At 52.4% G+C, this 22,294-nt stretch carries 18 protein-coding genes and 1 pseudogene; 6 read left to right on the forward strand and 13 right to left on the reverse strand.

Going from position 1 to position 22,294, the window contains the following annotated elements; genetic code table 11:
* Position 1: 1 nt before the first annotated feature.
* The 3 genes from G364_RS0104640 to G364_RS0104650 form a co-directional block, all read right to left on the reverse strand.
* The gene (locus tag G364_RS0104640; RefSeq protein WP_019933991.1) at positions 2-1,945 is read right to left on the reverse strand and encodes a bifunctional metallophosphatase/5'-nucleotidase; all 1,944 of its coding nucleotides are present in this window, start codon (positions 1,943-1,945) and stop codon (positions 2-4) included.
* 38 nt (positions 1,946-1,983) lie between these two features.
* On the reverse strand, positions 1,984-2,847 hold the full coding sequence (purU, locus tag G364_RS0104645) for a formyltetrahydrofolate deformylase (RefSeq protein WP_245541389.1): 864 nt from the start codon (positions 2,845-2,847) through the stop codon (positions 1,984-1,986).
* A 99-nt stretch (positions 2,848-2,946) separates the two neighbouring features.
* Entirely contained in the window at positions 2,947-3,417 is a 471-nt protein-coding gene (locus G364_RS0104650) for a GNAT family N-acetyltransferase (protein WP_019933993.1), read from the reverse strand.
* 161 nt (positions 3,418-3,578) lie between these two features.
* On the opposite strand from G364_RS0104650, the gene G364_RS0104655 reads away from it, so the two are divergent.
* Positions 3,579-4,826, forward strand: coding sequence for a lytic murein transglycosylase (locus tag G364_RS0104655; RefSeq protein WP_019933994.1), 1,248 nt, complete (start codon positions 3,579-3,581; stop codon positions 4,824-4,826).
* 174 nt (positions 4,827-5,000) lie between these two features.
* Complete coding sequence (locus tag G364_RS0104660; RefSeq protein WP_019933995.1) at positions 5,001-6,386, forward strand: L-cystine transporter; 1,386 nt, start codon at positions 5,001-5,003, stop codon at positions 6,384-6,386.
* Positions 6,387-6,424: 38 nt separating this feature from the next.
* Here the strand turns inward: G364_RS0104660 and rarD are convergent, their stop codons facing one another.
* Positions 6,425-7,336 carry an EamA family transporter RarD gene (gene rarD, locus G364_RS0104665; protein ID WP_019933996.1) on the reverse strand — a complete coding sequence of 304 codons (912 nt, stop codon included), beginning with the start codon at positions 7,334-7,336 and terminating at the stop codon, positions 6,425-6,427.
* A 200-nt stretch (positions 7,337-7,536) separates the two neighbouring features.
* Here rarD and G364_RS0104675 point away from each other — a divergent pair, with 200 nt between their 5' ends.
* Both G364_RS0104675 and G364_RS16360 read left to right on the forward strand, forming a co-directional pair.
* Positions 7,537-8,382, forward strand: a complete 846-nt coding sequence (locus tag G364_RS0104675; RefSeq protein ID WP_019933997.1) for a hypothetical protein — start codon at positions 7,537-7,539, stop codon at positions 8,380-8,382.
* A gap of 49 nt (positions 8,383-8,431) precedes the next feature.
* Positions 8,432-9,730 (forward strand): EAL domain-containing protein, encoded by a 1,299-nt coding sequence (locus G364_RS16360; RefSeq protein ID WP_245541381.1) that lies wholly within the window; start codon positions 8,432-8,434, stop codon positions 9,728-9,730.
* Positions 9,731-9,811: 81 nt separating this feature from the next.
* Here the strand turns inward: G364_RS16360 and yiaY are convergent, their stop codons facing one another.
* The gene (gene yiaY / locus G364_RS0104685; protein WP_019933999.1) at positions 9,812-10,963 is read right to left on the reverse strand and encodes an L-threonine dehydrogenase; all 1,152 of its coding nucleotides are present in this window, start codon (positions 10,961-10,963) and stop codon (positions 9,812-9,814) included.
* A 91-nt stretch (positions 10,964-11,054) separates the two neighbouring features.
* Positions 11,055-12,572: an acetaldehyde dehydrogenase ExaC gene (gene exaC / locus G364_RS0104690; protein WP_019934000.1), complete on the reverse strand. Its 1,518-nt coding sequence runs from the start codon at positions 12,570-12,572 to the stop codon at positions 11,055-11,057.
* A gap of 214 nt (positions 12,573-12,786) precedes the next feature.
* Here exaC and G364_RS0104695 point away from each other — a divergent pair, with 214 nt between their 5' ends.
* Positions 12,787-14,490, forward strand: a complete 1,704-nt coding sequence (locus tag G364_RS0104695; protein ID WP_019934001.1) for a sigma-54-dependent Fis family transcriptional regulator — start codon at positions 12,787-12,789, stop codon at positions 14,488-14,490.
* On the opposite strand, the gene G364_RS17545 is transcribed toward G364_RS0104695, so the two are convergent.
* From G364_RS17545 to G364_RS0104705, 3 genes and pseudogenes are all read right to left on the reverse strand, one after another.
* Complete coding sequence (locus tag G364_RS17545; RefSeq protein ID WP_245541390.1) at positions 14,477-14,857, reverse strand: CZB domain-containing protein; 381 nt, start codon at positions 14,855-14,857, stop codon at positions 14,477-14,479. The two genes, G364_RS0104695 and G364_RS17545, sit on opposite strands and share 14 nt — an antisense overlap.
* A gap of 36 nt (positions 14,858-14,893) precedes the next feature.
* Positions 14,894-15,565, reverse strand: a pseudogene (locus G364_RS17550) (methyl-accepting chemotaxis protein); the annotation flags it as partial.
* Between the two features lie 125 nt (positions 15,566-15,690).
* Positions 15,691-16,260 carry a L,D-transpeptidase family protein gene (locus G364_RS0104705; RefSeq protein WP_245541382.1) on the reverse strand — a complete coding sequence of 190 codons (570 nt, stop codon included), beginning with the start codon at positions 16,258-16,260 and terminating at the stop codon, positions 15,691-15,693.
* Between the two features lie 303 nt (positions 16,261-16,563).
* Here G364_RS0104705 and G364_RS0104710 point away from each other — a divergent pair, with 303 nt between their 5' ends.
* On the forward strand, positions 16,564-17,115 hold the full coding sequence (locus G364_RS0104710; RefSeq protein WP_019934004.1) for a hypothetical protein: 552 nt from the start codon (positions 16,564-16,566) through the stop codon (positions 17,113-17,115).
* Here the strand turns inward: G364_RS0104710 and G364_RS0104715 are convergent.
* The 4 genes from G364_RS0104715 to G364_RS0104730 all read right to left on the reverse strand — a co-directional run bounded on the left by G364_RS0104715 (position 17,112) and on the right by G364_RS0104730 (position 22,224).
* Positions 17,112-18,182, reverse strand: coding sequence for a GTP pyrophosphokinase (locus tag G364_RS0104715; RefSeq protein ID WP_019934005.1), 1,071 nt, complete (start codon positions 18,180-18,182; stop codon positions 17,112-17,114). The two genes, G364_RS0104710 and G364_RS0104715, sit on opposite strands and share 4 nt — an antisense overlap.
* A gap of 539 nt (positions 18,183-18,721) precedes the next feature.
* On the reverse strand, positions 18,722-19,723 hold the full coding sequence (locus G364_RS0104720; RefSeq protein WP_019934006.1) for a site-specific integrase: 1,002 nt from the start codon (positions 19,721-19,723) through the stop codon (positions 18,722-18,724).
* A gap of 228 nt (positions 19,724-19,951) precedes the next feature.
* Positions 19,952-21,046 carry a hypothetical protein gene (locus tag G364_RS0104725; protein ID WP_040614490.1) on the reverse strand — a complete coding sequence of 365 codons (1,095 nt, stop codon included), beginning with the start codon at positions 21,044-21,046 and terminating at the stop codon, positions 19,952-19,954.
* 11 nt (positions 21,047-21,057) lie between these two features.
* Entirely contained in the window at positions 21,058-22,224 is a 1,167-nt protein-coding gene (locus tag G364_RS0104730; RefSeq protein ID WP_019934008.1) for a hypothetical protein, read from the reverse strand.
* Between the last annotated feature and the right edge of the window lie 70 nt (positions 22,225-22,294).

Raw genomic sequence — 22,294 nt, forward strand, 5'->3', positions numbered from 1 at the left:
ATTACAGCCGGTTCAGTGTTACTCCGGTTTCACGCAGCGGTGTCAGCAGTGGCTGCTGATCACGCACATATTCTACAAAGGCGCTGGCATCAGTATTGCATTTTACGCCCTGAGCCCGGCAATTCAGGGGCTGATTAATATAGTGCACTTGAATTGCTCCTCCCGCGGCTTTATCCAGGCGGGCAACCGGAAAGGCGGTTAACTGGCCATTAACCCAGGCCAGATCCGTTCTGTCAGTCAGTACCCGCTGGGCTTCATAGAGTGTATTCCAGCCGTCATTACCCGACGCACTGTAGCCGTTCATCACCACAGTATAACTGGCATTGGGATCCAGCCGTTGCCAGCCCGCGTCGGTCTTTACTTCCAATGAACGCAAAAAACCGGCGTCTTTACGGGTTTCATTAAACTCGTAACGTAGACCCGCCACATAGGGGAAGCGGCCGGTATGAGCGCCTTGCGGCAAAGAGGCATTAATGGTTTCCAGCAGCAGCGCTGCTATTTGCCTGCCGGTGAGCGACACCACACTCAGCGGATTGGCAAAAGGCAGCAGCTCCAGAGAGACATTGCCTTCTTTCAGCTCACCGGGTTCAAGACTGGTGCGTACCGAGCCGGCATTGACCAGTGCAATATCCGCCTTGCGGCCGGTTACCGCCTGCACCTGAGGCGTGTTGATCCAGTACAGCTGGCTGGCTGCCACCAGAGGAGCAACCTGAGACTGAGTACCATCTCGGGCTGGCAAGCGGCGGTGAGTTAACGTGGCCGGCACATGACCAATGACCTTACCGTAAGCCGCCATCAATGCTGGCCGGTATTGAGCATCAATATGCTCACGCAGTGCTTTATCTTCCTGCACTACGGCCAGACGCGGATCGTTGGCAATCCGCCCGTTAAGCGCGGCTTGTTCGTCATCATTCAGCCGGCTGGCGTCAGTTCGACGAATATCCGTATAAAAAAGACCATCGGTAAGCAGGGTATTGTTACCTTCACAGCGGCTGACCCGGCCGTCTTTGGTAAAAGTGACCGTTACCCGGCCCATGGCCTGAGCATATTGGCCTGCCTGCACCACACAGGTTTTAGCGCGGCCATCGGGGTTGGTAACCAGCTGGGCATAGTCAGGTTGCTTGCCCATGCCCAGATCGGAAAAATCTCCCAGCAGACTGTGGGAATGACCACCTACAATCACATCGATGCCATTCACACCGGCAGCCAGACGCTGATCCCGCTCCAGTCCAAGATGGGTAACCGCAACAATGTGCTTAACCCCCTGAGCACGCAGCGCATTCACCGTGCTCTGTGCTGCCTTGAGCTCCTGTTCAAACACCAGCTTGCCCGTGTTTGGGGCAATGTCCGGCATGTTTTCAAGGGTCAGTCCGATAATGGCAACCACAGGATCCCGGCCTGCATCCTCCATACTCTCAAGGCGCTCTTTATCGTTACCATCAAGGGAGTAAAGCACATAGGGCAGCAGCCCGGCATCTTTCAGTGCCGGGTCTGTACTGGTATCTATATTGGTGGCCAGCACCGGAAAGTTAACGCTCTGAATAAACTGCGCCAGTCGCTGGTTGCTGATATCAAACTCATGATTACCCAGCACCATGGCATCCAGCCCCAGCCGGCTCAGAATATCCGCATTCATGGCCCCCTGGTTCAGTTTGAAATAGCCAGTACCCTGCCAGGCATCGCCGCCATGAACAAACAGCAGCGGCTGCTGTTGCTGTTTCGCCTGCTCCCGCAGCGTATTAGCCTGTGTCAACAGCCGCGGATGACCGCCCAGACGAGTATAAAGCGGACGGCCGTCCAGGGTGATGGGCGCATCACTGGCATCAAAGTGAGCATGAGTGTCGTTAATATGTGCCAGTGTCAGTGTAAATGGCAGATCCGGCTGCTGACTGGCACAGCCGGACACCAACAGCGCCAGCGCGCCGGTCAGCAACCGTTTGTTCATTAATAAGCTCCCTGAATAAATAATGAGCGCAAGCGCGATCAGCTGGTAAACACCACGGTTTTACCCTGATGCAGAAACACCCTTTGTTCTATGTGATATTGCACCGCCCGGGACAGGGTAATGCATTCTATGTCTTTACCCTTGGCAATCAGCTGCTCGGGATAATGGCTATGATCCACCACTTCCACGCCCTGAGTAATAATCGGGCCTTCATCCAGCTCATTATTGATATAATGGGCCGTGGCTCCCACCAGTTTAACACCCTTATCATAAGCCTGATGATAAGGGCTGGCCCCTTTAAAGCCCGGCAGCAGTGAATGGTGAATATTAATGGCACGGCCGGTCAGCTCGGCGCTCATGGCCGGGCTCAGCATTTGCATATAACGGGCCAGCACCACCAGATCTGCTTCGCATTCCCGTACTATGCTCATTACCTGGGCTTCCTGCTCGGTGCGGTTATCATCATTTACCGGCAGGTGATAATAGGGAATATGGTGCCAGTCGGCCAGCCGCTGTAAGTCGGAATGATTGGAGATAATGGCAGGAATTTCCATCGCCAGCTGCCCGGTGCGATAACGATACAGCAGATCATTCAGACAGTGATCCAGCCGTGACACCATCACCACCACATTGGGCCGGTATTGGCGGGCAGTAAGTTGCCATTGCATATCAAACCCTTCAGCCCGGGGCGCAAAGCCCGCCCTGAACGCGACTTCATCAAAAGCGTGCTCCGTGGGCGGACGAAATTCAACACGAATAAAAAAGTGGCGGCTCAGCACATCGTCAAAGGTCTGCATCTCCACCACATAGCAGCCCTGCTCGCGCAGATAGCGGGTGACTACATCCACGGTGCCCAGGTTGCCCGGGCAGTGAGCGGTAAGATAGTAGGTGTCTTTTGGCATGGCCACTGAAGGTTCTCCCGGTTTATAAATAACAAGCCGCCTGACGGCGGCGTTATTGTGCGGCAAAGCCGGGCGTTTCGCCAGCCGGGCAAGGGGCGTTCAGCCCAGCTTTTTTTCCATAATAAAGCGGGTAAAGGTCAGCCCGGCTTTGCACACTTGCTGCTGGTCTATCAACACAAATCCCCGCTGCTCAAACATGGGCCGCGACAATACGCTGGCATCCGTCGTGAGACAATCCACGCCGCGACGACGGGCTTCCTGCTCAATTTCGCCGCACAAACGGCTTGCAAGCCCCCTGCCCGAGTGCTGCTCAAGCACATAAACCAGTGCCAGATAGTTATCGGGATTCAGGGTAGCAAAGGCCACGGGAATATTATGCAGCGTCATCACTCGAGTATAGCCACTGCGAATAAGGCGGCTGAAGTTATCCCGATAGAGGTAAGGAAACGCCGCCCACACCTGTACCTGCTCATCGCTGTATCCGCGTCGCCCCTGCCCCATCACGGCATCGTGATAAATCAGCTCCAGGCTGCTGAAGTCGGTTTCCTGATAGTCTCTGCTTAAATACATGACAACTCCGAATACAAGCCCATTCACTCTTGGTGCGCAAATATCATAACAAAGCTGTGTCAGCGGATCTGCGCCTGACCACGGATTTGCGCTATTCTAGCCACTTTCAAATATTTATCGATTCGATAAGCTGTTGTTCATCAGTTTCACGGGAATAAATCATGCTAAAAACCACTCTTGCAGCCAGCCTGGTTGCCGCTGCTTTGCTGGGTGGCTGCGCCAGCCATGCCAGCCCTTCACCACAACCAGCGTCTGACTTGCCCAACACCGCCGCTGCCACTCCCGCCGAGCAGCAGAATTTTGTTGCCTGGCGCGACGACTTTCGCCGCCGGGCCCTGGCAAAGGGGATTGAGCCATCCCTGTTTGATGCCGCTTTTAACAATATCGACCTGAATCAGCAGGTAATTAAACTGGATCGGGGTCAGGCGGAGTTTACCCGCCAGATCTGGGAATATCTTGATACTGCCGTCTCTGATACCCGTATCAGTACCGGTAAAAGCAAACATCAGACGCTGGCCCCGGTGCTGGCACAAATAGAGCAACGCTATGGCGTAGAAGCTGAAGTGGTGCTGGCGATCTGGGGCATGGAAACCAACTATGGCAGCTATCGCGGCAATACGCCCACCATTGAAGGTCTGGCCACGCTCGCCTTTGAAGGTCGCCGCCGGGACTTTGCCGAAGCGCAGCTGATCGCCGCTCTGCAAATTCTGCAGGCCGGTGATGTGAGCGTAAAAGACATGCGCGGCTCCTGGGCCGGTGCCATGGGCCACACCCAGTTTATGCCCACCAGTTATCTGGAATACGCCCAGGACTTTGACGGTGACGGCAAGCGTAACATCTGGAGTGATGATCCTACTGACGCCCTGGCCTCTGCAGCCTATTATCTGTCCCGCTTCGGCTGGCAGGCAGGCATGCCCTGGGGACTGGAAGTCATACTGCCGGATAACTTTGACTATACCCGGGCAGATCAGCAAAACCGCCGGCCGGTATCCTACTGGCAACAGCAAGGCATTAAGCAGGCAAACGGCCAGGCCCTGCCAGACATTGGCAAGGCGGCAGTACTGGTACCCGCCGGTGCCAAAGGCCCCGCCTTTGTGGTATTTAACAACTTCTATGTGATCAAGCGTTACAACAATGCCACCTCTTACGCCATGGGCGTAGGACATCTTGCTGACAGAATTGCCGGCAGCAGTGGTTTTAAACAACACTGGCCCCGCCACGAACGTGCCCTCAGCCGTACCGAAAAGCGCGAGCTGCAGCAGCGCCTTACCGAGCAGGGATTTAATACCAAAGGGACTGACGGTGTCATTGGCCCCAACACCATGGCCGCGATTCGGGCCTGGCAACAAGCCAAAGGCATGACCGCCGATGGTTATGCCAGTGCCAGCCTGCTGGAGCGTTTGCGTTAACTGCTATTAGCGGAGTCTGACACCAGACCCCGCTTTACCAATGGTTATAAATTCTGCAAAAATACCCTTGTTACGCTATTTTTCATAAGCCATAACCAAACGGATTAACAGCACAGTGAATTGTGCTGTTAGCATTACTTGGTTCCCTATATTTTTCTGACATTTGGAGTCTTCATGCTGACCCTGCTCGTCAATCTGACGATCTTTGTGTTGCTGATGCTGGTTCTGGGCAAGCTGGCCCGCCGGGGTCAGTCCCTTTCCCGCCAGGTGCTTACCGGCCTGGTGTTTGGTGTGGCCGCCGGTTTTGCCATGCAGTTGCTGTACAGCGCCGATACCATCACCCGCACCCTGGAGTGGGTAAACGTGGTAGGTGCCGGCTATGTGCGACTGCTGCAGATGATCGTCATTCCGCTGGTGCTGGTGTCCATTCTGGGTGCCGTGGCCCGGCTGCATAATGCCACCTCGCTGGGCAAAATCAGTGTAATGACCCTGGGCATATTGCTGTTTACCACTGCCATTTCGGCGCTGGTGGGCGTGTTCGTCACCTATTCCTTTGGTTTGAGTGCCGCCGATCTGGTGCAGGGAGCCCGTGAACTGGCCCGTGCCGAGCATCTGGAAGCCACCGTGGCCAGTGTGGCGGATTTGTCTGTGCCGCAACTGCTGGTGTCTTTTATTCCGCGCAACCCCTTTGCCGACATGACAGGTGCCAGCCCCACTTCCATTATTGGCGTGGTGATTTTTGCGGTGTTCCTGGGACTGGCCGTACTGACCCTGCTGAAAGACGAGCCGGACTTGGGCAAACGTGTGGTGGGCGGCATTGAAGCCCTGCAAGCCTTGATTATGCGGCTGGTGCGGCTGGTGATGAAACTGACCCCCTTTGGCGTAATGGCGCTGATGACCAAGGTGATTGCCGGCTCCAACCTGCAGGATGTGGTCAGTCTGGCCGGCTTTTTGGTGGCGTCTTACCTGGCCATTGCCATTATGTTTGTGGTGCACGGTGTGTTGCTGAGCATCGCAGGTGTCAATGCCAAGCGCTTTTTTACCAAGGTATGGCCGGTACTGGCGTTTGCCTTTACCAGCCGCTCCAGTGCCGCCACCATTCCGCTGAACGTGCAGGCGCAAACCCAGAAACTGGGCGTGCCCGAGAGCATTGCCAACTTTTCAGCCTCTTTTGGTGCCACCATTGGTCAGAACGGCTGCGCCGGCATTTATCCGGCCATGCTGGCGGTGATGATAGCCCCCACCATGGGCATTGATGTGCTGGATCCCTTGTGGCTGGCCACCCTGGTGGGCGTGATCACCCTGGCGTCTTTCGGTGTGGCCGGTGTGGGCGGCGGTGCTACCTTTGCGGCCCTGATAGTGCTGCCCATTATGGGCATGCCGGTGGCGCTGGCGGCCCTGCTGATCTCCATTGAACCGCTGATCGACATGGCCCGCACCGCCCTCAATGTGAACGGCTCCATGACCGCCGGCACCATCAGCAGCAAGCTGCTGGGGCAAACCGACGAAGCCGTGTTTGCTGCCGATAACGACAGCGAGCGGGCACCGGCCACGGCCTGATAACAGGGTTAATAAAAAAGCGCCTGACGGCGCTTTTTTTAGGTCTGATGACGGGCACTTTGACGGAACGGATAGCGGCGAAAGGCCAGCATTTTGCGCACCCCTTCCAGGATCAGCAGCCCCACAGCAACCCAGATGGCAATAAAGGTCACCCACTCTTCATCGGCAATGGTTTCTCCCAGCACCAAAGACACCACCACCAACAGCACCGGCTCCACATAGCCTAACAGGCCAAACAGACTGAATGGCAGCTGACGGCTAGCAAGAATATAACAAGCCAGTGCCAGGGCGCTGATCATACCCAGACCCAGCACCAGAATATACAGCACCGGTCTGTCGGCAAAGGTGGCAAAAGGCGAGCCGGATGCCATCACAAACCAGGCCGCCACCGGCAACATCAGCAGCATATCGCACCAGAGGCCGCCCAGATTGTCGTTTCCGAGCCAGCGCCGCCAGACAAAATAGAGCGGATAACCAATAGCAACGACCATGGTTTCCCATGACACGCCGCCTGCATGCCAGAGCTCATTCCCAACCCCGAAGGCGGCACAGGCCACCGCCAGCCACTGCAGCCGGCTGGGCCGCTCCTGATATAAAAACCGGCCAACCAGTACCAGCACCAGTGGCATCATAAAATAGCCGAGCGACACTGCCAGCCCCCGGCCATTAATGGGTGCCCACATAAAAATCCACAGTTGTACTCCCACCAGCGCTGAGGAGAGCGGCAGGCCAACCCAGATTACCGGACGGGTTTTCAGCTGAGCAAGCAGCGCAGTTACCAGTCGCCAGTCTCCGCTGTACAGCAGAAACAGCCCCAGGCAGGGCATGGTCAGCAGCATGCGCCAGCCAAATACTACCTCTCCGCTCATGGGTGTCATCAGGCTGGCATAGTAATAAAGCAGCGCAAATAACACCGACGAAAACACCGATAATGCAACCCCTTTGGCCACTCACTCACCTCCTTTATTCATATAAGGATAAAAAATACGCGCGCAGCTTATCAGCTTTACGATGAAAGAATGACCTGATTTAAAAAATAAAAGCAGACATATTTATTGCTTATAATGCTTATTAACAGCAGGCCTTATTGATTAACAGTGCCTTTACAGAAACTTTGAAAGCCATCACTTTTTCAGGCAGGAGCCACATCATGCAGCGCATCATCATTACTATGTGTTTATTACTGCTGACCGCCTGTGCCGGAGCCGGTGACCGGCGCTTGATGCTGATGCCGGTAGCCGGCTTTCCGTCTGACCTGCAGGAAAGCTCCGGCCTGGTGGCCCTGAACGGCGGTTTTGTCAGCCATAACGACAGCGGCAATACGGCCGAGCTGTTTATGCTTGACGACAAGGGCCGGCTGCTCAGCCGTATGCCGGTGGCCGCCAGCAACCGTGACTGGGAAGACATTACTCAGAATAACAATATCCTTTATATTGCCGATACCGGCAACAATGGCGGCAAGCGCCGGGATCTGCGCGTGCTGGCGGTGCCGGTAAACGGCGGTGATCTCACAGAGCTGCCGGTACGCTACCAGGAGCAGCACAACTTTCAGCCCCCTTCCCATCAGCATAATTTTGATGCTGAAGCCCTGGCCATGGTCAATGGCGAGCTCTGGCTGCTGACCAAACGCTGGCTGGATCAGCACAGCGCCATTTATCGTCTGATACCAGATTCACGGGCCACCGAAATCACCGAATGGCAGCGGCTGAATACGCAAATGCTGGTTACCGGTGCCGACTTTGATACCGCCAGCCAAACTCTGCTGCTGGTGGGATACAGCCGCAACCTGTGGGACAGACGTGCCTTTGCCTGGGTCTATCCGGTGCGTGATAACAGAGTGGCTGAAGCAGAAGGAGTCCGTTTTCGGCTAAACGAAACCGGCCAGTTTGAAGCCATCGCCCTGGGCAAAGACGGTCATCTGTATTTCACCCGGGAAGGCACAGGGCCACAGCTTTATAAAAGCCGGCAACCTCTGCAGGCACTGATATCTTACTGACCCATAAACAGGGCACTGTCATATCAGAGTCATAACAGTGCCATAGAGTGTGCTTATCAACAGCCACACTTCCATTAACGTTATGCTCACTCTTTCCGCCCCTGGCAGTCCTATCAACGAGCTGATTGCTGAACAGCGCCTGCGCCCCGTGTTTCAGCCCATTATTGACGTGCGGGCCCGGCGTATTTTGGGTCATGAGGCCCTGATCCGCGGCCCCGAAGGCCACGCCCTGGAAATGCCGACGGCGCTGTTTGCCGAGGCACGTCAGTCTAATCTGCTGTCGGAGCTGGATCTGGCCTGCCGCCGGGCCGCATTACTGCAATATCACCGGCTGGGCATGAGCGGCAGCCTGTTTGTGAATGTGAACCCCAATGTGCTGCTTGATCATCGCCATCCCAAAGGCTCTACCCGCCGTCTGGCTGAGGCGCTGAAAATCGCGCCCGAGCACATTGTGATTGAGCTGTCCGAGCAGGATGCGGTGCATGACACCGACGGCCTGAAAGCCGCGCTGACACATTATCGTCAGCTGGGCTTTCGTGTGGCCATTGATGATCTGGGTGCCGGTTATTCCGGGCTGAAACTATGGTCCGAGCTGCAACCCGACTTTGTAAAAATTGACCGGCATTTTATTCAGCGGCTGGATCAGGATCCCGTGAAGCGGGAATTTGTACAGAGCATAGTGGCGCTGGCGCGCAGCATGGGCTCAAAAGTGATAGCCGAGGGCATTGAAACCCGGGCCGAGCTGGAGCAATTGCAGGCCATGGGCATATATTATTGCCAGGGGTTCTGGCTGGGCCGGCCCGCGGCCGAGCCCATCAGCGAGGTGCCCGGTTATGTGCCCAAAAGCACCGGTCAGTTGCTTTCGCATAGTCAGGAAACCATAGAGTGTCTGATCCGTGATGCCGTCGCCATGGATATTAATGACCCGCTGGAAAAGGCCTTTGAACGGCTGCGGGCTGATGACAGACTGCACTCCATTCCGGTACTGGCGCAGGGCATGCCGGCAGGCATGTTACACCGCGCCCGGGTAATGGAGCTGTATTCCACTCCTTTTGGCCGGGCACTGTATGCCAATAAACCGGTGGCGTGGGCCATGGACAAACACCCGATCATCGTTGACCGGCATACGCCTCTGGAGCAGGTGAGTTACCTTATTACTGACGATGACAACATGGGCACCCATCAGCATTTTATTGTGACCAGCAACGGCCATTACCATGGCCTGGGGTCGGTGCGCGGTCTGTTACGCACCATGACCGAACAGCGTTTAATGCAGGCCCGCTATGCCAATCCGCTTACCCAGCTGCCGGGTAACGTGCCCATCTACCGAAAGATTGATCAGGCATGATAGCCAGCGCCAGGGCGCAGTTTGCGGCCTCAATAAAAAAGCCGGGCCAACAGCCCGGCAAACAGTTTGCTAAACGCTTCTTCAGAACGCGGCTTTAAAAATACCCACCACTTCTTCATGAGTGGGCTGCACCGGATTGGTAAGACCACAGGCGTCTTTCATGGCATTGCTGGCAAGCTCGGCAAAATCTTCTTCTTTCACCTTGAGGTCACGCAGACCGGCAGGAATGCCCACCTGGCGGGCCAGACGCTCAATGGCTGCAATGCAGCGGTCTGCGCCCTGCTCCGGCGACAGCCCCTGCACTTCTTCGCCCAGGGCAGCGGCTACCTCGGTCAGGCGCACCGCGGCTACCCGGCTGTTAAAGCGTTGCACATGAGGCAACAGCACGGCATTGCACACGCCATGGGGCAGATCGTAGAAGCCGCCCAGCTGATGCGCCATGGCATGCACATAGCCCAGTGAGGCGTTGTTAAAGGCCATGCCCGCCAGCAACTGGGCGTAAGCCATGTTGTTGCGGGCTTCCATATTACTGCCGTTTTCTACGGCATTGGCCAGGTTGTCGCTGATCAGATTAATGGCCTTGATGGCGCAGGCATCGGTGATGGGGTTGGCTGCGGTAGACACATAGGCTTCCACCGCATGGGTGAGCGCGTCCATACCGGTGGCAGCGGTCAGCGAAGCCGGCATGTTTTTCATCAGGAAGGGATCATTTACCGACAGCACAGGGGTGACATGCTTATCAACAATGGCCATTTTAATATGAGTATTTTCATCGGTAATAATGCAGAAGCGGGTAATTTCCGAGGCAGTGCCGGCAGTGGTGTTAATGGACACCAGCGGCAGCTGGGGCCTGGCCGACTTGTCTACCCCTTCATAATCGCGAATATCACCACCGTTACTGGCCACCAGCGCAATGGCCTTGGCACAGTCGTGAGGCGAGCCGCCCCCCAGAGAAATAACAAAGTCGCACTGGTTCTTGTTCAGAATGGCCAGACCCGCTTCCACATTGCCGGTAGTAGGGTTGGCCTGTACGCCATCAAAAATACTGGCGTTAATATCTTTGGCAGCCAGCGCCTGCTGCAGCTGACCGGCATATCCCAGCTCAACCAGCGGTTTGTCGGTCACAATCAAGGCATGACTAAACCCCGACTCACTGACATGATTAACGGCCTGCCCCAGAGCGCCGTCACCAATCAGGTTGACCGAGGGCATAAAGAAAGTTGCTGTGCTCATATTATTGCTCCTTGCCTGAGGCCTAGGCCTCTATCATTGTTGCTGTTTAACAAACCATGGCGGCACCGGCCTTGCGGTGCCGCATCATGGTTTAGAAGAATCCCAGGGGGTTGCTGCTGTAGCTGACCAGCATGCACTTGGTGAGCTGATAGTGATCCAGCATCATTTTGTGGGTTTCCCGGCCGATGCCCGATTTCTTGTAGCCGCCAAAGGCGGCGTGGGCAGGATAGGCGTGATAACAGTTCATCCATACCCGCCCTGCCTGAATGCCCCGGGCCATACGATAGGCGCGGTTCACATCCCGGGTCCAGACACCGGCACCCAGGCCAAATTCGGTATCGTTGGCAATGGCCAGCGCGTCGGCTTCGTCTTTGAAGGTGGTAACTCCCACCGCCGGACCAAAGATTTCTTCCTGAAACACCCGCATGTTATTGCGGCCCTGGAAAATGGTGGGCTGAATATAAAAACCGTTTTCCAGCCCGCTGATGGAGTTGGCCTGTCCCCCCAGCAGCATTTGTGCCCCTTCCGAACGGCCAATTTCCATATAGCCAAGAATTTTGTCGAACTGCTCCCGTGAAGCCTGCGCCCCTACCTGCGTCTCGGTGTCGAGCGGGTTGCCCTGCTTGATTTCACGGCCCCGGGCCAGCACCCGCTCCATAAATTCGTCATAAATACTTTCCTGCACCAGCGCCCGGGACGGACAGGTACACACTTCCCCCTGGTTAAAGAAGGTAAGCAGCATGCCCTCAATGCATTTGTCCACAAACTCGGGCTCATGGCGCAGCACATCTTCAAAAAAGATGTTAGGAGACTTGCCGCCCAGTTCCACGGTGGACGGAATAAGCCGCTCGGCTGCCGCCTTGAGAATGTGCTGACCCACAGGGGTAGAACCGGTAAAGGCGAGCTTGGCAATGCCGGGGTGGCGCAAAATGGCTTCACCTGCTTCCGGCCCCAGACCGTTGACCACGTTGATCACGCCGGGGGGCAACAGGTCGCCAATCAGCTCCATTAATACCAGAATGGAGGCCGGGGTCTGCTCGGCGGGCTTGAGCACGGTGCAGCAACCTGCCGCCAGCACCGGGGCCAGCTTCCAGGCTGCCATCAGCAGCGGAAAGTTCCAGGGAATAATCTGCCCTACTACTCCCACCGGCTCACGAAAGTGATACACAGCCGTGGTGCCGTCCAGCTCGGCGGCGCTGCCTTCCTGTGCACGAATGGCGCCGGCAAAATAACGGAAATGATCCACCACAAGGGGAATATCAGCGGCCAGGGTTTCGCGCACCGCCTTGCCGTTATCCCAGGTCTCGGCCACGGCCAGCATCTCTTTGTTCTGCTCAATGCGATCGGCAATGCGCAGCATCAGGTTGGCCCGCTCCGCCGGCGGTGTGCTGCCCCAGCTGGCAAACGCCTGTGTGGCTGCCTTGACTGCCAGATCCACATCGGCCTCGTCAGAGCGGGGCACTTCACAAAATACGGCACCATTAACCGGTGAGGTATTTTCCATATAACGGCCTTTCACCGGGGCCGTCCATTCGCCACCGATAAAGTTCTGATAACGGGGCTTGAAATTAACAATGGCACCGGCTTGGCCAGGTTGCTGATAAATCATATTGCTCTCCTTGCTGATAGTGTTCAGTCGTTATTTGTATTGCAAAGCCAATGCCAAATTTACATTTTAATAACAAAAGCAACGGCAAGCCTTATCCTTGAAGGCATTGCGGGTTACACTGATTATCACTGCCAGCCGGTTTAATGCCGGCACACTGTGGTAAAAGTGTACGGGTGTTCAGTGCAAGTGTTCAGTTTCCGGACAGGCGAAAATCATGACCATGCAATATCTGACTTTTGGCGAGCAGCCCACGGCGCTGCTGACCCGCTCCTGGCAACGCAGTCAGGGCTTTGGCTTGCAGCCACACTTTCAGGCAGATCCTGACTGCCTTACTCCCGCAGATTTGCGCCAGCAACAGCAGCGCCACCGGCATCTGTTAAGTCTGGTACAAAAGGCCATGCCCTTATTTGAACAATGGCAACAGGGCCGCGACTGCCGGTTGCTGTTTGCCGATGCCGACGGCACCATTTTGCTGAGCACCGGTGACAACCGCTTTTCTGCCCGAGCCCGCCGGCTGGCGCTGGCTACCGGTGCCCGCTGGCACGAGCAGACCATGGGCACCAATGCCATTGGTACTGCACTCACGGAGCAGCAGGAAGTATCCATTCTGGGTGAGCAACACTATATGCAGGCCAACCACAGCATCAGCTGCAGTGCCAGTCCGGTGTTTTCACCTACCGGCGAGCTGCTGGGTGTGATTGATATTTCCAGTGAAGCAAGCAAACACAGCGGTGATATGCTGATGACCGCACGCCTGATGGCCCTGACCATGGAAAATGCCCTGGTCAGTGAGCAGCAGGATGCTTGCTGGCTGCTGAACCTGGCCAATGATGCCGCCGGCCTGCAGCAACCCTGGTCAGCACTGATTGCCCTGCGGGAAGACGGCCGCCTGCTGGGGGCCAATCGCCGCGCCCGCCAGTGGTTACCCCGCCTTGATCCTGCCGCCCTGCTCAGTCAGCTGCGCCAGGGTGAGCTTACCCCCTGGGGTGATGGCATGGCACTGCTCAGCAGACGCAGCAGCCCGGGCCGCCCCCGCCCGGTGACACCGCCTTCCGCCGACCATGCCGCTCTTAAGTTGCTGAACCATGGCGTGCCCTTGTTGCTACAAGGTGAAACCGGCACCGGCAAGGATCATCTGGTGCGCCGGCTGCACCAGCAAAGCCAGCGCGCCAAGGGCCCGCTGATTGCCGTTAACTGTGGTGCCCTGCCCACCGATTTGATTGAAGCCGAACTGTTCGGGCACACCGCCGGTGCTTTTACCGGCAGCCACAAAGAAGGCCGCCCGGGCTACATCAGAGCAGCACATCAGGGTATTTTATTTCTGGATGAAATTGGCGAGCTGCCGCTGCCGGCACAAACCCGGCTGTTACGGGTATTACAGGAAAAAACCGTGGTGCCGCTGGGCTGCCATCAGCCGGTGCCGGTAGACTTTTGCGTGATTGCCGCCAGCCATAAAAACCTTGAGGTCATGGTCGCCGACGGGAGTTTCAGGGAAGATTTGTACTTTAGGTTAAACGGCTACAAGCATACCCTAACGCCGCTGCGCGAGTATACCAGAGCCGATTTCGAGGCGCTGACCGCACAGCTGTTGCGAGAGCTGCACGGCCCTGACATCAGGCTGGCTGAGGGCATAATGGACAAGCTCCATGCCTGCCCCTGGCCGGGAAACATTCGCCAGCTCAGGCAGGTGCTGGAGGTAGCGGGGATCCTCGCTGATGGCAGGCAGATTGAAACATATCACCTGCCTGAGTTGCCGGTTGTCAACGTCACGGGCCAAACGGCCGGCCAGGATCTGAAAACCACCACCGAGCAGCGCATTCAGCAGGTGCTGAACGCCTGCAACGGCAACATCAGCGAGGCTGCCCGACAACTCAATATCAGCCGCACCACGCTTTACGCCCGGCTCAAAAAGCGCTGATCACTTCAGCACCCAGCGTTTCCAGTCTGCGGGTCACCAGCAGGCTGGCAGATTCCATTTCCTGCAGGCAAGCCAGACCCTCTTCAACATTGCCTGCGGCAAACGCCTGCAGGGCCTGCGCCCCCTGCTGATGCACCTGCTGATGGCTGCTTTCCAGGCTGCGGAAAGATGACAGGTGGCTGTAAAGGCGCGCTCCCCGTCCTTCGTAATACCATTTGCCCAGCCGGCATTCATGATGCGTGGACACCGGATCATCAAACTGATGTTGCTCAATACGCTGATAAATATCACTTTTCCAGACTGCATGATCGAGTTTAACCGCCTCCAGAAATGCCACTGCAGCATTGCGCTGAATGACCTGCCGCATGGCTTCGGCCTGAGTGACGACTTCCCGGGTAACATCATCAATTTGCTGTGCTGAAGAAGCAATTTCGTTTGTACTGGTAACAGATTCATTGACCGACACATGAATAGCCCGGCTTTGTTCCAGCACTTTTTGCACCAGTGTATTGATGTTGCCGCTTGCCTCATGAGCCTTACTGGCCAGGTTGCGCACTTCATCCGCGACTACCGCAAACCCCCGGCCCTGCTCGCCGGCCCGGGCCGCTTCAATGGCAGCATTCAGCGCCAGCAGATTGGTTTGTTCGGAAATTTCCTGAATGACGGAGACAAAGTTACTGATCTGACCAGCCGTATCGGTAAGAATGGCGGCACTTTCCGCACTGTGTGACACCTCACTGTGGATCACAGCTGAACGCTGTTTCAATACATCCGTTGCCTGATAAGTTTGTTCAAAGACGCCTTCCATGGCCGTCAGTTTTTCACGCTCCTCCAGCAGGCTTTCCGCATTGGTGACCATGCCGGCACGAATAGCCTGCAGCATATCACTGCCTTTCAGCGCCGCCTGTGTCAGACCACGGCAGCTGCGTTGCTCTCTCTGTACCTGAGCCAGCTCTTCACGCAGTCCGGCCAGCTCGCTTTCCCGTGCGGCAATACGGGTTTCATACTCTGCAACCTGGGCAGCCAGCTGCTGTTCCAGATCCTGCACCCGTTTTTTTATTTTTGATGCAAACATTCTGTCTCCTGAGTCCTTTTGCCCGCATATTAAGCAATAGCAGGCAGGTGCTTACCAGCATGCACATGCCATTAAGCAAATTATTTTAGTCACCTGTGTGATAGCCGAAAGCTTAGCACCTGAAATCAGATATCCTGATTACGCGGAAAACGGGCAAACTCTTTGGAAATATTCGCATACAGCTCCACCGCCCAGCGAGGCAGATTGGCCGCAAAGCCATTTAATGGCTCCCGGCGCGGATCGTGAGGCGCAATCACCACTGAGGTGTTTTCCACGCCAATCTGATTGACCAGCACAAACAGCTCTTCAATGGCAATATCACCCACAGCCAGACACCCCACCGACTCGGCTTTGCCGTGAATATAAATATCACCACCCGGATCGGTTCGCCCTTCCTTAGCGGCGCGCATTAGATCGTAAGAATTGGGATAATTAAGCCGCATCGACAGATGAAAACGGCTGTTGGGGTTAAGATGGGTAATACGATAAATACCCTCGGGCACCTGTTTGTCACCTTCACGCAGCTTGGGACCGGGGCCGCCACTGGCCTTGCGCACCGGGTAGCTGCGAATAAAAGTAAAATTTTCACCCTCATTGCGGGCCCACAGCTCCAGGGCTTTTTCTTCCTTGGTGGCCAGCAGAACTATGTCTTTGGGCGGATAGCTGACTTCGGCACGCATGAAGTAGGGCCTCATGCGAACCTCAGCCAGCGCCCCATATGACGCAACCACATTTTCTATTGATCCGTGGTTATAGCTGAAAGCGGTACCAGACATAAGTAAAGTGGTTAAAAAAAGGCTTGGCGCGACAAAAGCGGACATAAAGCGCATAAATAACAGTTAACTCTTGGTGACTTCCTGCTTCAATAATAGCCTGAGCCGCTGCCGCTTGTAACCATGTGAGCACAATTTTACAGCATAATTTGTTTCACTACGTCGCCGGGGCCACACTTATTCAGCAAACTTGGGTTATGGTGCCCGCTCACTCAGAGGTTAAACATGCAACCATTACTTCGGATCTGGCCCCTGCTGCTGCTTACCGGCTGCGCTCAAATGCCCTCTCTGCTGCAAGACGCCTCCGCACCGATAAACGAAAACAGCCCGGGTGTCAGCATTACTCAGAGCAAGCCACCCAGGCTGGCCGCCCTCACCTTTTATGCAAAAACGCCTTATAGCCAGGCTCAGGCAATGCAGTGTGCAGAGCAACTGATGCAACCTCAGCGTAGTGACGAGGCGGTAATTCGCTATGCTGGCCGCGACATGCTTAACGCCAGCGGCATGATAAGCAACAACACCCGGCTTTATGGCGTGCTGCCGGTGCAGGACTATATACGCTATGAGCTGACCTTACTGGAAAAGGTATCCGGCACCACCTACCATTTTCGCCGCTTTGCGCTGTCCCGCTTTGATCCCATGGGCATTAACAGCCAGCACTACGCCGCCCTGCCACCCAGCGGCAGCAAAACCGAGCTGGTGCATCAGCAGCTAGAGGCGCTGTTTAAGGAAATGGATGCGTGTATTGCCGGGAGTAATAAATCTCCACTCAGTTAACCGTTTTCTGCCAGCCATTCTTCAAATGCTTCCATTACATGGCTGCTCAAAAGATGGGAGAAGGCTTCTTTATCACCCAGATAAAGACAATGTCTGATCATTGTGTATGGGTTTAACGTTTCACCTGTGTTTTTATTTTCAAAGAACTCTTTGTACTTTTTGACTGTGGCTATGTTTTCCCTTAAGTAGAAATTAAACTTGCCACGGGTAATGCCTTTCTTTAGTGAAACAATTTCTTCAGTAAACCCGTCTACCTTGTGTGGTTCAAAGTAGAAATCCGGGAAAAAGTGGTTAGCAATTTTCAGGAAACTGAACGCATTCAGAATGTAGGTTTTGGTTTTAGAGTTTGATTCACCCACCTGAACAAGGTCAGTTTCTTTGGCAATTTGTTCTTGAGTTAAATCTTCAGCCTGCAGTATCGCTTCTGTTGCGTTACGAATTTCACGAAACTCCCGATCTGCCACTTCAAACAATGCTGCCAGCGAATTAATTCTTCTTTTCAGAGAGTTGGGAATGGATTTCTTATACTTAATCTTATGATCAAGCACGCTCCATGAATCCTGAATTATTGTCCTGATTTGGATCTCAAAACCAAAGTCAAAAAATTTGGAATACTCGGGGAGTGTTCTTCTCTGCTCGTTCAACTTCAGATCAAGGTGCAGACCTTTATACCCAAAGTAATTTTCAGTGCTTTCAATCTGGGCTATCTTGTCTGTAATATCAACTACTTCAAAGTGCGCGCACAGCAGATCTTTTATCTTCTCAATATCATCTTCATACAAGCAGACTACTCGAACTCCTATCAAGTCTGATATATGGTCAATGATTCTGTACTCATGATCTTTTTCTTCCAGTGCAGCTCTGTACTTACTGCTGAACTTCTTTATAGATTCATTTCTTTCTTTAACGCGACCTTCTATTTTAGATATCGTTATGTCGCTAGAGTTTCTTATCAGTGAATTAATCAAGGTAACAAATGAATTCATGGCTCCATCTAACAAATCATAGTTTTCGTTGTAGTAATCACGAAACTCTTGCTTTGCATTTTCAAAATTTAAAGATGGCATTTATTTACCTCGAACTGCTAACACACTAACACTACATATCCATTGTTTATTTGAACTTAAAAAAACAAATACTCCTTTTGTTGCTTCGTTATTCATACGAAGCGATAAAACATGTAAAAAAGCACGCTACCCGTTAATGACGGCATTCTTCTTCTGCCCTTACAGTCACACATAGTAATGAGTAACATCAAACAGGGTACTGCTCCAATTGCCACCTAGTATGACTCAAACAGATGAGGTTTTCGAGTGCAGGGAAGCTGTTTGCCCTGCTGAAGAGAAGATGCCGATTTTACAGGCTCTGCCGCTGAAGTGGTAACTGCAGGAGTGCTGAGTACGTATATCGCTGAAAGCGATAAAAAGAGGAAGAATGGTGCCCGGAGCCGGACTTGAACCGGCACGCCCTTACGAGCGAGGGATTTTAAATCCTTTCAGCCTCATTTTAAATCAAACACTTACAATAAAATCAACAACTTATAAATTCAACAAGGCACAAAAAATGGCAGTAAACTAAAAATTTGCTGCCATTTTGCTGCCACTTTTCAGAGCTGGTGCAGGGTAAGCGGATTGAGCTTTACCGCGTCTTCCAGGTGATTTGGCGCGAAATGGGCATAACGCATGGTCATGGTGATCGTCGAGTGCCCTAGTATGCGCTGCAGCACCAGAATATTGCCGCCGTTCATCATGAAGTGGCTGGCAAAGGTGTGCCGCAACACGTGGGAGCACTGCCCGTCCGGCAGCTCCAGTTTGGCACGGGTCACGGCATCCCGAAATGCCTCGTAGCAATCCTTGAACAACCGGCCCCGCCGCCGAGGCAGCGAGGCGAACAGCTCGGGGGAAATGGGAATGGTGCGGTTGCGCTTGCCCTTGGTCTTGATAAACGACACCCGGTAGGGCGAGAGCTGCGACTGGGTAAGCGTTTCCGCCTCCGACCAGCGGGCGCCGGTGGCCAGACAAATGCGCACCACATGGTAAAGGTCCGGGTTCTGGCTCTCCTTGCAGGCATCCAGCAGCCGGACAATCTCTTCCTGGTACAGGAACGCCAGCTCCGACTCGCTCACCTTGTAGGTGCGAATGCCGTCCAGCGGGTTGGCGCCGTCCCACTCCCCCAGCCGCTTCAGCTCATTGAATACCGCCCGCAGGTAAGCGTGCTCCCGGTTCACCGTGGTGGGCGTAACCGGCCGGGTGTTCTCGTCGCCGGCCAGCCGGCGCTCCCGGTAGCTGGCGAAGTCTTTCGCCGTGAATTCGGTGGCCACCGGATCACCCAGGGCATTCACCAGATGATTGAGCTTGGAGAGACGGCTGCTGCCATCGGTCAGGCTCTGGCCATGCAGGCCATACCAGCGGTCTACCAGGTCGCTCAGCCGCCGTTCTTCCTGCTCCTCGGCCTCGTTCTGCCAGGGCTTGTCTGCCGATAGCAGGTGCCGTTCAAAGGCCATGGCCTCGCCCTTGGTAGTGAACAGCCGGCGGATCCGCCGGCCGTCCCGCCCTTCCGGGAACACCTGGGCCTGCCACTTGCCTGAAGATAACTTTTTAACTGCCATATCATGTGCTGGCTATTGCAAATAACTGTAATTATATACAGCAAACTGGACAGATGGGTGTATAATTTATAGTCAAATAAAGAGGCGTGGTCCTTTCTATACTCTTACGACATCTTCCCGTCTTTGCAGACTAACGCCTGTGTAATTAAGTCGGCATAGCATATGCCGATATATATTAAATCCCAGCAAACACTAATAAATAATACAGGTACTTGTTATGACCACGTTTCACTGGGGGAGTTTAAACTTACAAAGAATACTTGGCATCAAATTGACAAAATCATTTATGACATCATTTAGTTTCACCTCCCCTTCATTAGGGAAATCTCTATATTGATGAAAAATAAAATTCCTTATTTTATAAAAATAACCTTCAAAATTTTCAGATGTATCCCTCCCTAACTCCTGCAACAAAATATTGCATGAATACTTAAGATCATTAAGTTCGCCTTGAATTCCTGCATATTGATTAACCAGCAAGGAAATACGATTTTTTTCCGACATGAACTTTTGCATTTTTTCTAAGACTTCTTTTGTTTTCCCTGTATCTCCCTTGGTACCCACCAATTCATCAATTAATTTATCTTGTTCATTTTGATAAACACTATCTATTAGAAGCTCAATGATTTGGTAAAGGAAAAAAAATTTAAAAACAGATTTCACTTCATATGAAAAAGAGTGGTTTAATAGCCCTCCTATTAAAGAGAAACTATCAATATCCTTAGAAACCTGTTCAAGATACAACCTACTATTCATACTGGAATTTACTTCGTGCTGTATTTCATCAGGACTTCTGACACTTAAGCTGACATATCCATTCCTTATTAAGCTTGGTATTGCACGATCAATATTGAAATCATAACCATCTTTATATGTAGCTCTACTTACAATTAAAAGAACAGTCTCTTCGTGGAATATATCAGAGTATAAAACTTCATTAACATCTTCTGGCAAACAGTTTGTAAAGATTTTTGAATCTATTTTCTTTAAAGACTCTCTTATTCCTATGTAAGCATATTTCAAGAAGTGTTCATTGTCTGCGTAATCATGGAGAGAAGAACTTAGTGAAATCGTAGGTATGATCCAACCTATGCGGAAATCTTTCTCCCGGCAATAGACTTGAAATATATCATTCTCTTTTATGTTCTTCTTAGCTAAGAAGTGAACTTCGAAATCTCCTTTTTCGAAGGATTTATCTAAGTTAATTGGTGTTTCAATAGTGATTGAACGACCTGAATTATGCTTTAAGATGAACTCGGAGTTTTCACCCTCAACCATCTTAAACCATGTTTCGCTGCCAAGGTGATTTACTTTAACAGGCACAATAGTTTACCTCACATATTCTGAGCCTGGTATTTTCTTAAAGCACTTTTGCTAGAAGCATAGGGATTCTGGTATGTATCACTTTCTTTGTTCATCAAGTCTCTAAAGAAGAAAGCAAAATAATTCCTCTGCGCATTACCTATTTTTTTACTGTTACTTTTCAGCCAAAACAATGAATTATTAACTTCTTCTAAAAACTCATTTACATCATCAACCTCTATCCCTGCTATAATTTCTGGAACGTCATCGATTGAATTTAACAATTCAAAATCTAACATTTTTCCTATTGCGGCACCAAACCCTGATATAGACTGAGGCTTTTTGATTATTTGAGTTACATTTTTCCCAAATGGCGTGCCGTTCTCTTCTATATATTCTTTCGCAACTTCTACATCACCACATAAATCATTTAGCTTATTTACTAGTAAGTTAAGGCAGGAAAGATAACTCTCGAACAATTCAGTATTCTGGTTTTCTTTTGATAACTTTTCAAGGCTACTAATATTCTCCAGAATGTTAGCCTTGTCGATAGGTAATTCGTCTCTATCTAAGTATGCATTAAAGCCTTCCACTACATCTTTAAAGTTATATTGATTAAGCTGATTCGCTACTCTCCTGTCTGACTCTCTAATAAGCTCGATTCCATCCAAATCTTTACTTAAATAATCAAGGTATAGCATTTCTATCTGCTGACGCAAAGACATTGGGGTCTGCCCTGTATTCAGCGTCAACATTCGATATAAGATACCAATACGGTTTAAACCAACGTATATTTCAATTCTCAACTTACCTTCAAGCACCGTCTCTAATGCTTGTCTATCATCTGACAATCTTAAATCTGCAAGGAGTTCGAGTATTGTATAAGTCCGCTGCAATCCATCAAGAATCACTAAATGATCTTTGTTTTCGAATATGCTTTTTTGGAACGTAGCATCATCGCCTTTTAAGTAATCGATTTCATTTGTAAGGGCGAGTACAATTGGAGGGATGATACATTGCTTGAGTAAATCCTCTCTCAACAAGGCATACACTGTTTTAGAGGATCTTACTTTTTTCCTTTGGAATTCATTTTTCTTAACAATATCAACCACTAATTCCTCATACTCAGCAACAGATATTTCAACCAGGACATTGCTAGCATTTATCCTCGAATCAAATAAGTCAGAAGCAATTTTCATTTTACTATTTCCTTATTTTTTATTTTAACATTTTTGTAATTATGCTGTCATAGCACTTTAAATACGGTGT

The sequence above is a fragment of the Oceanimonas smirnovii ATCC BAA-899 genome (assembly GCF_000381965.1).
GTDB classification, from domain to species: Bacteria; Pseudomonadota; Gammaproteobacteria; order Enterobacterales; family Aeromonadaceae; genus Oceanimonas; species Oceanimonas smirnovii.